This is a genomic window from Novosphingobium sp. NDB2Meth1 (assembly GCF_900117425.1).
Classification (GTDB): Bacteria; Pseudomonadota; Alphaproteobacteria; order Sphingomonadales; family Sphingomonadaceae; genus Novosphingobium.
Genome location: NZ_FPEH01000016.1, coordinates 48,495 through 61,228, shown reverse-complemented (window position 1 = coordinate 61,228; position 12,734 = coordinate 48,495). Strand labels below are relative to the sequence as shown.

General features: G+C 65.5%; 11 protein-coding genes. 7 read left to right on the top strand and 4 right to left on the bottom strand.

What is annotated here, in order from left to right; all coding sequences use genetic code 11:
• Window positions 1-2: 2 nt before the first annotated feature.
• Window positions 3-2,411, bottom strand: coding sequence for a YbcC family protein (locus tag NDB2M1_RS12440; protein WP_072382751.1), 2,409 nt, complete (start codon window positions 2,409-2,411; stop codon window positions 3-5).
• Window positions 2,412-2,441: 30 nt separating this feature from the next.
• Window positions 2,442-4,019 (bottom strand): proton-conducting transporter transmembrane domain-containing protein, encoded by a 1,578-nt coding sequence (locus NDB2M1_RS12435; RefSeq protein WP_072382749.1) that lies wholly within the window; start codon window positions 4,017-4,019, stop codon window positions 2,442-2,444.
• A 109-nt stretch (window positions 4,020-4,128) separates the two neighbouring features.
• Here NDB2M1_RS12435 and NDB2M1_RS12430 point away from each other — a divergent pair, with 109 nt between their 5' ends.
• From NDB2M1_RS12430 to NDB2M1_RS12420, 3 genes are all read left to right on the top strand, one after another.
• The gene (locus NDB2M1_RS12430) at window positions 4,129-5,025 is read left to right on the top strand and encodes a LysR family transcriptional regulator (RefSeq protein WP_072382747.1); all 897 of its coding nucleotides are present in this window, start codon (window positions 4,129-4,131) and stop codon (window positions 5,023-5,025) included.
• A gap of 154 nt (window positions 5,026-5,179) precedes the next feature.
• Window positions 5,180-6,007 (top strand): TauD/TfdA dioxygenase family protein, encoded by an 828-nt coding sequence (locus NDB2M1_RS12425; RefSeq protein WP_072382746.1) that lies wholly within the window; start codon window positions 5,180-5,182, stop codon window positions 6,005-6,007.
• A gap of 202 nt (window positions 6,008-6,209) precedes the next feature.
• The gene (locus NDB2M1_RS12420) at window positions 6,210-6,833 is read left to right on the top strand and encodes an NAD(P)H-dependent oxidoreductase (RefSeq protein WP_072382745.1); all 624 of its coding nucleotides are present in this window, start codon (window positions 6,210-6,212) and stop codon (window positions 6,831-6,833) included.
• Between the two features lie 15 nt (window positions 6,834-6,848).
• On the opposite strand, the gene NDB2M1_RS12415 is transcribed toward NDB2M1_RS12420, so the two are convergent.
• The gene (locus tag NDB2M1_RS12415) at window positions 6,849-7,253 is read right to left on the bottom strand and encodes a MerR family transcriptional regulator (protein ID WP_072382744.1); all 405 of its coding nucleotides are present in this window, start codon (window positions 7,251-7,253) and stop codon (window positions 6,849-6,851) included.
• Between the two features lie 69 nt (window positions 7,254-7,322).
• Between NDB2M1_RS12415 and NDB2M1_RS12410 the strand changes: the two genes are divergently transcribed.
• Window positions 7,323-8,072 carry a glutaredoxin family protein gene (locus NDB2M1_RS12410; RefSeq protein WP_072382742.1) on the top strand — a complete coding sequence of 250 codons (750 nt, stop codon included), beginning with the start codon at window positions 7,323-7,325 and terminating at the stop codon, window positions 8,070-8,072.
• 207 nt (window positions 8,073-8,279) lie between these two features.
• Window positions 8,280-9,524 (top strand): hypothetical protein, encoded by a 1,245-nt coding sequence (locus tag NDB2M1_RS12405; protein WP_216234010.1) that lies wholly within the window; start codon window positions 8,280-8,282, stop codon window positions 9,522-9,524.
• A gap of 12 nt (window positions 9,525-9,536) precedes the next feature.
• Here NDB2M1_RS12405 and guaA read toward each other — a convergent pair whose 3' ends face one another.
• On the bottom strand, window positions 9,537-11,096 hold the full coding sequence (gene guaA / locus NDB2M1_RS12400; protein ID WP_072382734.1) for a glutamine-hydrolyzing GMP synthase: 1,560 nt from the start codon (window positions 11,094-11,096) through the stop codon (window positions 9,537-9,539).
• A 537-nt stretch (window positions 11,097-11,633) separates the two neighbouring features.
• Here guaA and gluQRS point away from each other — a divergent pair.
• Window positions 11,634-12,488, top strand: a complete 855-nt coding sequence (gene gluQRS / locus NDB2M1_RS12395) for a tRNA glutamyl-Q(34) synthetase GluQRS (protein ID WP_072382732.1) — start codon at window positions 11,634-11,636, stop codon at window positions 12,486-12,488.
• Entirely contained in the window at window positions 12,485-12,721 is a 237-nt protein-coding gene (locus NDB2M1_RS12390) for an HIG1 domain-containing protein (RefSeq protein ID WP_054123751.1), read from the top strand. Before gluQRS ends, NDB2M1_RS12390 begins: the two co-directional genes overlap by 4 nt.
• Window positions 12,722-12,734: the final 13 nt, after the last annotated feature.

Below are 12,734 nucleotides of genomic sequence, written 5' to 3'. Positions count from 1 at the left end.
GTTCAGATCGCCATTTCCGCTGCTGACGCTGCCGGGGCCGTCTCGGTCGCCGCTTCCCACTGCAAATCGCCAGCATAGCGCCAGGCGAGCTTGCCTTCGTCGTCGATGGCGAAGAGGTGGAGCCACTTGTTGTCGAACAGCGCGCGCACCCCGGCATGCTTCTCGAGCACCGCGGTCATCGCCTCGCGCGGGGCTTCGATGCAGACCGAAAGGCGCAGCGGCTCGTGCATCAGTTGGTGCCCGTCGTGGACCGACTGCCACGGCAGGCCCGCGCGCAGCGGACCGCCATTGCCCTCGATCACGCCGATGCCGCCGACCACGTTGTGGAGCAGCTTGTTGCCGCCGCCGAACAGCTCGGGCGAAACACTCGAGCCGTAATACTGCAGGCTGATCCAGCTCGCGACAACGACCGGCGCGGTCATGATCAGTTCGAGTACGCCGAAGCCCTCGTCGCGCTGCCAGACGTAGTCGTGGAGGAAGGCGCGGCCTTCGAGGCTGCGGCCGGCGGTGCGCATGCGGGGTGCGGCGATGAAGGCCTTGCAGCCTGCGAGAGCCCATTCCGCCCGCGTTTCCGACCAGTCGCGGCTGCGCTTGATCACGCTCGCGTCGCTGTTCGCGCGCGGCAGGCGAAGCGCGCGTTCGCTGCGGGTGAGCACGGCCGCCGCCGCCAGCCACTGCTCGGCCTGCGCGATCGCATCGCGGTGCAGGTCCGTGGGCTGGTCTTCGGTGTAGAGCGTCACGGCGTCGGTGGTCGTGTCGTGCAGCGCGGCAACGAAAAGCGTGGTGTCGGGTATCAGGATGCCCTTGTCGACAAGGCCGGCGCGCACTTCGCGATCGTTGAGCAGCCCAGCGAGCAGCCGCGCGTTCACTTCTCCGGAATAGCCGCCGCATGCCCCGCAGTGGAGGCCGCTGGCATGCGGGTTGTTGACGACATTCGCGCCGTGCCCGGCGAGCAGCACCAGCGGCGCGAACTCGGTGGTCAGCGACATCGCGCCGAGGATCGAGGCGGCCATGCCGACGCGGGTCGCGGTATCGGGCGCGGGATCGGCGAATGGCTTGGGATCGCGCGGTGGCTTGTTCGCCTTGAGGCCGAGCGCATCCTTGAGCAGCTTGCCGATATAGATCGGGCCCGCAGCTTCGACGAAGGCGAACGAGGAGACCGCCGCCAGCTTGAACCGGCCCCAGGCGCGCTCGGCGCGGGCGGTGTGGCGGGCATGGGTCGCGCCTTCGCTGCCGACGCGGCTGGTCAGCCCGGCATTGAGCAGCACCGGCAGGCGATGTTCGTGGACGTCCGAGGCAAACCGCTGGTGCGAGGCGGTGAGGCCGAAGAAGCCGGCAAATCCCAAGGTCTGGATGCGCTTGTCGAGCGATTCCAGCGCGCGGCGGAACACTTCCGAGCGCACATCGATGCAGAAGGCAGCCTGGAGCACGGGGGGCTGACGCTCGAACCCGGCAAGCGGCTCTGCCAGCGTTTCGGACAGGGCCGTCTGCCCTGCGCGCTCTGCGGCTTCCTGCAGGATCGCGTCGACGATCTGGTCGGCAGAGGGCTCGACCGGTTCCTCGTGCGCGGCGATTGTCGCCAGCCAGCTTGGTCCGATTTTGCTGCCGTAGCGGCCCAGCAGCGCTTGCTCCCAAAGCAGGCGGATGGTGAGGAAATCAGTGATCGTTTCGTCGCTCTTGCCGGCAAGTTCGGCCTGCCACAGCTCGTAGCGGGCGACATGCGCCCAGCCGCCGAGCGTCACAAGCAGGCTGTGGAAGTAGGTCGGCAGGGCCGCTGACGGCAGCGCGAGTGTGTCGACGGCGCAGGCCAGCGCTTCGGCCGCGCGCTCGGGCGCATCGGCGACGAGGCTGCCGAAACCGGTCAGGCCCGCGATTTCCGGCGTCAGATCGTGCGAGGCGACCGCCTGCCAGGCGGCATAGGCGCCCTTGCCGCGCGGGGCGGCCCACAGCGCCTGGCCTTTGTCGAAGTAGCCGCCGGCCCAGGCGCCGAAGCGCTCGGCAATGATCCCCGGCCAGTCGATGCCGGTGGCCTTGGCGGCGAGATCGGCGACGGTCGGGACGGCCTTGGCGGGTGCCGGTTCAAGCATCAGCGCCGCTTGCAGCGCGGTGAGCGAGCCGGGCTTTCCGGCATGCGGCGAAGCGGCAAGCGCGGCGGAGAGATGTGCCTCGGTGATTGCGCCGCTGGCGATCCGGTCGCGGTACCACTGGCGCGGCATGGTCACCGGCGTGCCCGAGACGCGCGCCATCAGCGCGGCGGTCTCGGCCAGCGTCAGGCCGGTCTGGCCGAGGTAGGGGTTGACCGCGACGCTCGAGGCGAGCGGCCAGACTGGCGGGATCGCGCGGGCCGCGCCATCGGCTGCGATCTTGAGCTGGGCGAGGGTCTGGCTGTTGTCGGTGGGGATCATGAGCATGGGAGATCCTTCGGGAAAAGAGGGTGCGTCTCAGGCCGACCGCTTGAGCGTCCAGCCGCCGAGCATCCGGTCGAACAGGGCGTTGGCGTAAAGGCCGTTGGAGAGGTGGACCCGCAGGCCTGCGGCTGCCGGGTGGTACGCCCAGAGCGGGAACATCGACTGCGCCACCGCGACGAGGCCGAAGCTCAGCACTGCCAGCACCATCAGCGTCCATTCGAGCGGGCCGGGCGCGGGGGTGGCGGGCAGTGTCCCGGCGGTCAGCCAGAGCGCGAGGCCATGGAGCGTGAAGTAGCCGATCGAGGCAGCGACCGCGTAGACCGCCATCTTGCGGGTGAGGGCGCGGGGGGCGCTGTCGGCGAGGCCCTGGGCGAAGAGGTAGGCTACGCCGAAGATCAGGATGGCGCCGAGCGCGACCGCCTGCGGTGACTTGTGGTGGAAGCCGGGGACGGCGTCGAAGGCGAAGCTCATCAGCGTGTAGATGGCAAGCGCCGCAACGAAGGCCCGGCCGACCGCTGCGGGGCGCGGGATGGCAACCGGACCCGGCCGCCGCGCCGCGGCGGTCTGTTCCACCGCACCGCCCGAGGCGAGGAAGGCATGCGCCTTGTAAAGCGAGTGCAGCACGATGTGGAGCAGCGCGAGCGGGAACAGCGCGAGGCCGCACTGCATGATCATGAAGCCCATCTGGCCGACCGTCGACCAGGCCAGCGAGGTCTTGATCGCCGGCTGGGTGAGCATGACGAGGCCGCCGAACAGCGCGGTGAAGCCGCCGACCATGACGAGCACCGCCAGCACGCCGGGAGCGAGCAGCATGACATCGGCGAAGCGGATGAGGAGGAAGCCGCCCGCGTTGATCACACCGGCATGGAGCAGCGCGGAAACCGGGGTCGGTGCTTCCATGACTTCAGTCAGCCAGCCGTGCAGCGGGAACTGCGCAGACTTGAGCAGCGCAGCAATGGCGAGGAGGCCAGCGGCGGTCATCGCGCCGTAGCCACCCATCCCGGCGTGCGCAGCGGCGAGGATCGCAGGGAGGTCGGTCGTGCCATATGCCTTGAACAGCAGCAGCGCGGCACCAAGCAGCGCCGCGTCACCGGCGCGGGCGGTGACGAACTTCTTGCGTGCGGCGCGCTGGGCAGCGACCCGCTCAGGGTAGAACAGCAGCAGCTTGTGTAGCGCAAGGCTGGTCGCGATCCATGCGCCGAGCAGCTGGACGAGCGAACCCGCCGTCACCAGCAGCATGACCATCGCCAGCGTCGTCGCCAGCCATGCCATGAACACGCCCTGGCGAGTCTCACCGTCTAGGTAGACGCGGGCGTAGCGCACCACGATCCAGCCGACGAAGCTGACGAGCAGCAGCATCGTCGCGCTGATGAGATCGAGCCGGAACGCCAGCAGCGGCAGCGCGGGGCTGGCCGCGGCGAGGGTGAGCGTGGTCGCACCGCCGAAAGCCAGCGCCGCCATCGTGCCGCCCGCCATCGCCACCGCGATCAGGGCGAGGAGCTCGATCAGCGCAAGCGGGCTGCGACCGATGCGGCCGGGCTGGGCGAAACCGAGCGCGGCTGCGATCAGCAGCAGCGCGGGCGGGGCAAGGACGGCGAGCGAGAAGGGCATGATCGGTGCTCCGCTGGAGGGGCGTTCGAAGTTGCTGTCCTCGTAGCGGAACCTTGGTTGAGCAAAAAATTCATTGTTTAGCCTTTATCGTTCGCTTTATGTGAACGACATGGCTGACCTCAATTACAACCACCTTCGCTATTTCTGGGCCGTCGCGCAGGACGGAAACCTCTCGCGCACCGCCGAGCGGCTCAATGTCTCGCAGTCCGCGCTGTCGGTGCAGATACGCAAGCTGGAGGATCGGCTGGGCCACGCGCTGTTCGAGCGGCGCGGGCGCGCGCTGCATTTGACCGAAGCGGGCCGAATCACGCTCGACCATGCCGAGGCGATCTTTGCGACTGGCGATGAACTGCTCGGCACGCTCAAGGAGACCGGCAAGGTGCGACAGGCCATCCGCATCGGCGCACTCGCCACGCTGTCGCGCAACTTCCAGATCAGCTTCGTGGAGCCCCTCCTCGCGCGGACCGATATCGAGGTGGTGCTGCGCTCGGGCAGCCAGGCGGAACTGCTGGGCGCGCTGCAGTCGCTGGCAATCGACGTGGTGCTCACCGATCTAGCGCCGGCGAGCGACGCGCTGGCTCCGTTCATCGTCCAGCGGCTTTCCGAACAGCCGGTCAGTCTGGTCGGTGCCCCCGCGCTGCTGGGCGAAACCCGCGCGGTGGCAGACTTGCTGCGCGCGCATCCGGTGGTCTTGCCGGCCTCGGGCAGCGGGATGCGCATTGCTTTTGACGCCTACGTCGACCGGCTCGATCTGCGGCCTCAGATCGCCGCCGAAGTGGACGACATGGCGATGATGCGTCTCATCGTGCGCGAGGGGCATGCGCTCGGCGTGCTCCCGCCGATTGCCGTGCGCGACGAGATCGCCGATGGGGCGCTGGTGGAAGCCGAAGCCCTGCCCGGCATTGCCGAGACATTTCTCGCCGTCACCACCCAGCGCCGGTTCCCCAACCCGGTGGTGCGCCAGCTGATCGACCGCGCGATGCGCGATCCCTTCGATCAGGCTTGATCCCGGCAAGGGACTGGTTTTTGACTCAGTCCCCATCTATAATTGCAAATTCACCGCAAGTTAACATTGATCTACATCAAAATAATAATAAAATATTTACCCTTCAAACTATGTAAAATAAATCCCATCTCTTTCCTCAGGAGGTGAGCCAACTATGGCCATTGATGATCTGGGGATGCATTCAGGCGGGCGTGTTGGCGAGCCAGTCATGACGCTTGATCGCAGCGGTCTGGCCGATCTGTTGATCGGAGATCAGGATTGGCTGCTCGCGCGACTGGAAGACATGGAAGTGATTGTCGTCCGGCAGGCCTTCTGTCCGGAACGGCCGCTGCGTTCCTTTGCCGAGCGGCTTGAGGCCATGCTCCATGGTCCGCTGGCGCGGGCACGCCAGCCCACGCCTGAGGACTACCTGATTGTCGGCGATCCCAAGGTCTCCGCGCTGGCTGAATATCTCCAGAACAGTCGCGTGTGGGAAAGCGACCATGTCATGGGCCGCGCCCCCGGCGGGGTCTCGATCATGGCGATCCCCGGCAAGGGGAGCATTGCCACGCCGACCCAGTTCGCCTGCACCGCTGCTGCATGGGACGGACTTGCGCCTGCCGATCAGCGCGAGCTGGCTTCGCTGCGCGTTCTGCATGGCTTCTGGCAGGATCGGCTCTATCACGAACGCGAGCCGCGCCATGAGGCGCTCATGCAATGGATGGCGATGCAAAGCGCGGAATTGCCGCTGGTTCAGTCGTTGCCCGGCGGTCGTCACGGCATGCTTATTGACGATACCGCGATACAGGTCGTCGATCTCGAATTCAGCCAGAGCGAGGCTTTCCTCGGTAACCTTCGCAAATGGGCGACGCAGCCGACATTCGTCTATCGCCACACTTGGCAAGCCGGCGATCTGGTGATCTGGAACAGCGCTTCGGTGATGTACCGCGACCTTCCGCGGCCCGACAATCCGATCTGGAAAATGGCCCAGAGCCGGCGCTGAATTGGCGCGTCTCCATCAAGCCCGGTCGGTGCCGGACCGGCCGGGTTCTTTGTTGTCATTTCGGCACCATCTGCCGCGTGGTTGTCATCAAACCGGCATCTTTCCGCATGGGCGAATCAATACCGATCTGCTGGTAAGGAGCTTAGACAAATGTCCAATTAAAACTTTCCACGCCTCATGCAGTGCCGGATCAAAGCTCCCGATGAATGTCCTTGCCCTCATTCCGGCGGTCACGCGCGACAAGGCGTGGATCCATGATCAGCTTGGCGGCGTTCTGGGCCAGGTTGCTGATCATGTGCCCGAGATGGCAGTGACCTATCGCTATCTCGCCGGGCTCGCGCCGCACGGCGCCAGCTGCGATGAATCGGATCAGTTGGTGCGGGAACTCGAGGCTGCCGATCTGGTGGTGATCGGTGCGCCCATCGGGCACCATCCGGTAACGCCTGCACTGGCGGAATGGTCCCGCCGCGCAAGGGCCAGAAAGGGGTTTGGTGCGCCGCTCTATGCGATGGGGCTCAATCCGGGGCTGCAGGCGTGGTTCAGCCAGGTGATCCGGGCGGACCGGACCTTCCGCTATACCGCGCAGGGACCGCAGGGGTTGCTCGCGGGGAAGAAGGCGATTGTGCTCGCTGCGCAGATGGGGCCGTGGAACAACACTGCGATCACCGACCATCAGGTGCGCTGCATCGATACCCAGTTGCGCTTCATGGGCATCGACGAGATCGCCACCATCGCATCCGATTGCCAGACCAGCCCGGTCAGCAATCCGCGTCGCTGGCAGTCTCGACAGGGCAAAGCTCGACAGGGCCAAGCGCTCGCCGCCTGATTCGTGCAGCGGCGTTCAGGGTTCGAACGCGGTCAGGATCGGGCAAAGCCGCGTGGAGCCCTGCTCGCAGACCTGCGCCAGCCGGCTGAGCGCGTCCCGGGCGGATTGCAGTTCGCGGATCTTCTCATCGAGAGCACTGACCCGGGCACGCGCCAGTTCTCGCGCGCGGGCGCGGTCCTCGGTTGCATCGAGCGACAGCAGCTGGCCGATTTCCTCGAGCGTGAAGCCGGCTGACTGCGCGGCCCTGATGAAGCGCAAGCGCCGCACGTCTTCGGCACCATAATGCCGCACCCGCCCGTTTGCGCTTGCGCCGTTGGGGCGCTCCGGCTCCGGCATCAGGCCGCGCCGCTGATAGTAGCGGACCGTTTCGACGCCGACGCCTCCTTCGGCCGCAAGTTTTGCAATGGTCAGCGCAGGCATCGGTTGACTCCGTACTATGGTACGGACCCTATATGCGTTCGTGCAAGGTCATCAGCAAGGTCCACTCCCATGCACGCACCCCTTGGCAAAACCGCCCGCATCTACCGGATGGTCATGCCCGAACACACCTGCCCCTATGGCATCAAGGCGCTCGATCTGCTGCGCCGCCGCGGTTTCACCGTTGGGGACATCTGGTTGAAAACCCGAGCAGAGACCGACGCGTTCAAGGCCGAGCACGATGTCCGCACGACCCCGCAGATATTCATCGGCGGCCGGCGTATCGGTGGCTACGACGATCTGCGGCGCCACTTTGGTCTCCACGTCGCCGAACCGGGAGCGACGAGCTACCGCCCGGTCGTGGCGGTCTTCGCGGTGACGGCGCTCATGGCGCTCGCGACGAGCGAGGCTGCGCTCGGTTCGCCCATCACCGTGCGTGCGGCGGAGTGGTTCATCGCCTTCAGCGTGTGCGTGCTGGCGATTCTGAAGTTGCAGGACGTCGAGCGCTTCTCGACCATGTTCCTGAACTACGACTTGCTTGCAAAGCACTGGGTGCCCTATGGCACGATCTATCCCTTTGCCGAGGCAGGGGCGGGCGTGCTGATGGTCTCGGGCCAGCTCGAATGGCTTTCGATTCCGGTCGCATTGTTCATCGGCTCGATAGGCGCTGTTTCGGTGTTCAAGGCGGTCTATATCGATCGGCGCGAACTCAAGTGCGCTTGTGTCGGCGGATCCTCGAACGTGCCGCTGGGCTTCGTCTCCCTCACGGAAAACGTGATGATGGTCGTGATGGCACTCTGGATGGCTGCCCGCATGGGCTGACCGCGCGCGGCTCGCAGACCTTTCCCTCTCCCTCCCCATACCATAGCAGGACCCATGTTTGTCAGAACCCTCGCCGCAGTGACTGCGCTTGCTTTCCCCATCACGGCCCAGGCCCAGTCCATGGACGGAATGGACCAACACCAGCACCAACCGGCCGACCCTGCTGCCGGAGCGTCATCAGCGACGCCGACGGAGGACCATGCCGCCATGGATCATGGGGCTATGGACCACGGCGCCATGGACCATTCCATGCATGGCATGGACATGAAGGGCTTCGTGGGCGCGCTCGGCCCCTACAGCATGATGCGCGATGCATCGGGGACGGCATGGCAGCCCGATACGGCGCCGATGTGGGCGATCATGGGCCGGCTCGGCGGCTGGTCGACGATGGTCCACGGCTTTGCCACACTGATATATGACAATCAGGGTGGCCCGCGCGGCGATCGCAAGACGTTCTCAACCTCGATGCTGATGGGCAGCGCGCAGCGCCCGCTCGGCGGCGGCACGCTGACCTTGCGCGGGATGGTCAGCCTCGACCCGCTGATGGGCAAGCGCGGCTATCCGCTGCTTCTCGCCAGCGGCGAAAGTGCTGACGGCGTTACAAAGCTCATCGACCGGCAGCACCCGCACGATGCCTTCATGGAACTTTCGGCGACCTACAGCCACCAGATCACCGATGGGCTCTCCGGTTTCGTCTACTTCGGCCTGCCGGGTGAACCGGCGCTGGGTCCGGCCACCTTCATGCACCGCTTCCCCGGTATGGCGAACCCGGAGGCGCCGATCTCGCACCACTGGCTCGACAGCACCCATGTCACCTTCGGCGTGCTGACGGCGGGCCTTGCGACCAAGGGTGTCAAGCTGGAGGGCTCCGTGTTCACCGGGCGCGAGCCGGACGCCAATCGCTGGGATTTCGAGCGGCCGCGCTTCGACAGCTGGTCCGTGCGCGCGACATGGAACCCGACCGCGAACCTTTCGATGCAGGTGAGCCACGGTTTCCTCAAGAGCCCCGAAGGCCTCCATCCCGACGAAGACGTGCGCCGCACCACGGCCTCGATCACGTGGAACCGTGCGCTCGGACCGAAGCGCAACTGGCAGTCCACCCTGGCATGGGGGCGCAACACCCATCTGGGCGGCGATCATGCGCATCCCGCCGATGCTTTCCTGCTCGACAGCGCGCTGCAACTGGGGCGCTGGACTGTATTCGGCCGCGCCGAAAACGTCGACAAGGACGAACTGTTCGGTGACGAGGCCGACGAGAATCCACTGGCCGGGCAAGCGTTCAACGTCAGCAAGTTCAGCCTTGGCGGCTATCACTCGCTGCCGGTGGGCAAGGTCGCCTTCGATCTGGGCGGGCTCGTCAGCAAGTATGCGCTGCCAGACGCGATCAAGCCCAGCTATGGATCGAGCCCGACGAGCTTCATGCTCTTCGCGCGCATCCGGATCACCGGATAAACAGGGCGCCCGTCATTCCCACTCGATGGTGCCGGGCGGCTTCGACGTATAGTCGTAGACCACGCGGTTGATGCCCTTGACCTCGTTGACGATCCGCGTCGCCACGCGGCTGAGGAAATGGGCGTCGAAGGGATAGATATCGGCGGTCATGCCGTCGGTCGAGGTCACCGCACGCAGCGCGCAGACGCTGTCATAGGTGCGGAAATCGCCCATCACGCCCACGGTGCGCACCGGCAGCAGCACGGCAAAGGCCTGCCAGATCGCATCATAGAGCCCGGCGTTGCGGATTTCCTCGAGGTAGATCGCGTCGGCCTTCCTCAGGATATCGCACTTCTCGCGCGTCACTTCGCCGGGAATGCGGATGGCAAGGCCGGGGCCGGGGAAGGGGTGGCGGCCGACGAAGACGTCCGGCAGGCCGAGCTCGCGGCCCAGCGCGCGGACTTCGTCCTTGAACAGCTCGCGCAAGGGTTCGACGAGCTTCATGTTCATCCGCTCGGGCAGGCCGCCCACGTTGTGGTGGCTCTTGATCGTCACCGAAGGGCCACCGGTGAACGAGACACTCTCGATAACGTCCGGATAGAGCGTGCCCTGTGCGAGGAAGTCCGCGCCGCCGACCTGCTTGGCCTCGGCCTCGAACACGTCGATGAAGGTCTTGCCGATGAACTTGCGCTTGGCCTCGGGATCGGTCACCCCGGCAAGACCGCCTAGGAACAGCGCCGAGACGTCCTTGTGGACGAGCGGGATGTTGTAGTGGCCGCGGAACAGGCTGACGACCTGCTCGGCCTCGCCCATGCGCATCAGGCCGTGATCGACGAAGACGCAGGTCAGCTGGTCGCCGATCGCTTCGTGGATCAGCACAGCGGCGACGGCGGAATCGACGCCGCCGGAAAGGCCGCAGATCACGCGGGCATCGCCGACCTGTTCGCGGATTTCGGCAATCTTGGTCTTGCGGAACTCCGCCATGGTCCATTCACCGGTGCAGCCGCAGACATGGCGAACGAAGTTGGCGATCAGCTTGCCGCCATCGGGCGTGTGGACCACCTCGGGGTGGAACTGGGTGCCGTAGTAGCGCTTCTCGTCGTTGGCGATGACAGCGAAGGGGGCGCCATCGGACACGGCAACGATGCGGAAGCCGGGTGCAAACTGGGTCACCTTGTCGCCATGGCTCATCCACACCTGATGCCGCTCGCCCGGCGCCCATAGGCCGTCGAACAGGGCGCATGGCTCGGTGACCGTCAGGAAGGCACGGCCAAACTCGCCGGAATCGCCCGGCTGCACATCGCCGCCGAGCTGCTGGCTCATCACCTGCTGGCCGTAGCAGATCCCGAGGATCGGCAGCCCGCTGTCGAACAGCACCTGCGGCGCGCGGGGGCTGCCTTCAGCGGGCACGCTGGCCGGGGAGCCCGACAGGATGATGCCCTTGGGCTTCATCCGGTGGAAGGCGGCTTCGGCCTGCGTGAAGGGGGCGATTTCGGAGTAGACCCCCGCTTCACGCACGCGGCGCGCGATCAGCTGGGTGACCTGGCTACCGAAGTCGACAATGAGGATCGATTCTGAAGGCTGAATGCTCATGGCAGGCGGATAATGATCTCGCCTCGCGCTGTCCAGCGACGCGCAAAAAAAGGCGAATGTTGCGATTGCGCGACACGCATCTGGTTTAGAAAATATTCTGTCATTGAAACATTTGTGCTTCACCAAAGGGCATAACTCAGAAAAATCCTTGTTTTTCAGTCATTCAGTCGCAAAAGAAAACCGATTGCATGGATTGCAACTGTGCTTGCCTTGTTCGCACTTGCAGCACGGGCGGGAATCCCTATTTGCGCCCTCGTTCCAAACGCTCTGTGCAATCCACCACCCTGCCGGCGCCTCTGGAATGGGAGAGTCTCCTGAAAGGTCTCAAAACAGGAGGACACTATGCGTAACTACACTTCGGCGATCGTCTCGCTGGTTCTGGCTGCTGGCATCAGCAGCATGTTCTTCGGTGCCACGCTCGTCTGAGCTGGCCCGGTGAACGCCAACCCGCTCCGCGGGCTTCCCAAAGAAAACGGCTGCCTTACCCTTTAAGGCAGCCGTTTTTGTTTTCCCGGCACATGGCTATGAACCGAGGCCATGTCCGCTCCCACTGTCACCCGATTTGCGCCCAGTCCCAACGGATCGCTGCATTTGGGCCATGCTTATGCCGCGATTGCCGCGCATGACCGTGCTGCAAGAGACGGTGGCCGGTTCCTGCTGCGTATCGAGGACATCGACGGCGCGCGCAGCCGGCCTGAACTCGCCGACGAATTCCGCGAAGACCTCCACTGGCTGGGCCTGACCTTCGAGGAAGTGCCCCCACAGTCCACCCGCATCGAGCGCTACCGCGAGGCAGCGCAGAACCTGCGCGCGATGGGTCTCATCTATCCCTGCCGCTGTACCCGGGCCGAAGTGGCCGCTGCTGCCACGCTGCAAGGGCCGGACGGGCCGATCTATCCCGGCACCTGCCTGCGGAATCCGCCGCTCGGCTCACCTGATCCCGTCTGGCGGCTCGATGTCGAGCAGGCGGCGGAACTGGCAGGGCCGCTCACATGGTTCGATGAACTGCGCGGACCGCAAAGCGCTCGCCCGGCCATGCTCGGCGACGTGGTGATCTGGCGCCGCGACGCGCCCGCGAGTTACCACCTGGCCGCCACGCTCGACGATGCCGAGGACGGTGTGACGGTCGTGACCCGCGGCGCCGATCTCTTTGCTGCCACGCATATCCACCGCCTGCTGCAATTCCTGCTCGGCCTGCCCGAGCCGCGCTGGCATCACCACCCGCTGCTGACCGGCCCCGATGGATGCAAGCTCGCCAAGCGCCGCCATGCGCCGTCACTCGCGGATCGCCGCCGCGCCGGGGAGGATGGAACCGCGCTCGCCGCCGCTTTGCGTGCTACCCGCTTTGACAGTGGCATTTCGCTGCATGAGGGCCTAGACCTCTTGCCATGACACTTTTCCTCGTCCCCGTGATCCTCATCCTGATGGGGCTTACAGTATGGTCGCTGCTGCGCGGCATCGGCGCCTTCCTCAACAGCACCAAGGCCGAGCTGGAAGGCGATGGCACGCGTGCGACCGAGATGCAGCTGCTGCAGAACAAGATGATGTTCAACCGCATCAAGTATCAGGGCCTCGCGGTCGCGGTTGTCGCCATTCTGCTGTTGTTCACCCACGGCGGCCGCTGACTGTTCCTCCAGC

Bases quoted from the DNA above. Each gene is read 5' to 3' on its own strand.
- NDB2M1_RS12440 (WP_072382751.1), bottom strand. From the start codon at position 2,411: ATGCTCATGATCCCCACCGACAACAGCCAGACCCTCGCCCAGCTCAAG.
- NDB2M1_RS12435 (WP_072382749.1), bottom strand. From the start codon at position 4,019: ATGCCCTTCTCGCTCGCCGTCCTTGCCCCGCCCGCGCTGCTGCTGATC.
- NDB2M1_RS12430 (WP_072382747.1), top strand. From the start codon at position 4,129: ATGGCTGACCTCAATTACAACCACCTTCGCTATTTCTGGGCCGTCGCG.
- NDB2M1_RS12425 (WP_072382746.1), top strand. From the start codon at position 5,180: ATGGCCATTGATGATCTGGGGATGCATTCAGGCGGGCGTGTTGGCGAG.
- NDB2M1_RS12420 (WP_072382745.1), top strand. From the start codon at position 6,210: ATGAATGTCCTTGCCCTCATTCCGGCGGTCACGCGCGACAAGGCGTGG.
- NDB2M1_RS12415 (WP_072382744.1), bottom strand. From the start codon at position 7,253: ATGCCTGCGCTGACCATTGCAAAACTTGCGGCCGAAGGAGGCGTCGGC.
- NDB2M1_RS12410 (WP_072382742.1), top strand. From the start codon at position 7,323: ATGCACGCACCCCTTGGCAAAACCGCCCGCATCTACCGGATGGTCATG.
- NDB2M1_RS12405 (WP_216234010.1), top strand. From the start codon at position 8,280: ATGGATCATGGGGCTATGGACCACGGCGCCATGGACCATTCCATGCAT.
- guaA (WP_072382734.1), bottom strand. From the start codon at position 11,096: ATGAGCATTCAGCCTTCAGAATCGATCCTCATTGTCGACTTCGGTAGC.
- gluQRS (WP_072382732.1), top strand. From the start codon at position 11,634: ATGTCCGCTCCCACTGTCACCCGATTTGCGCCCAGTCCCAACGGATCG.
- NDB2M1_RS12390 (WP_054123751.1), top strand. From the start codon at position 12,485: ATGACACTTTTCCTCGTCCCCGTGATCCTCATCCTGATGGGGCTTACA.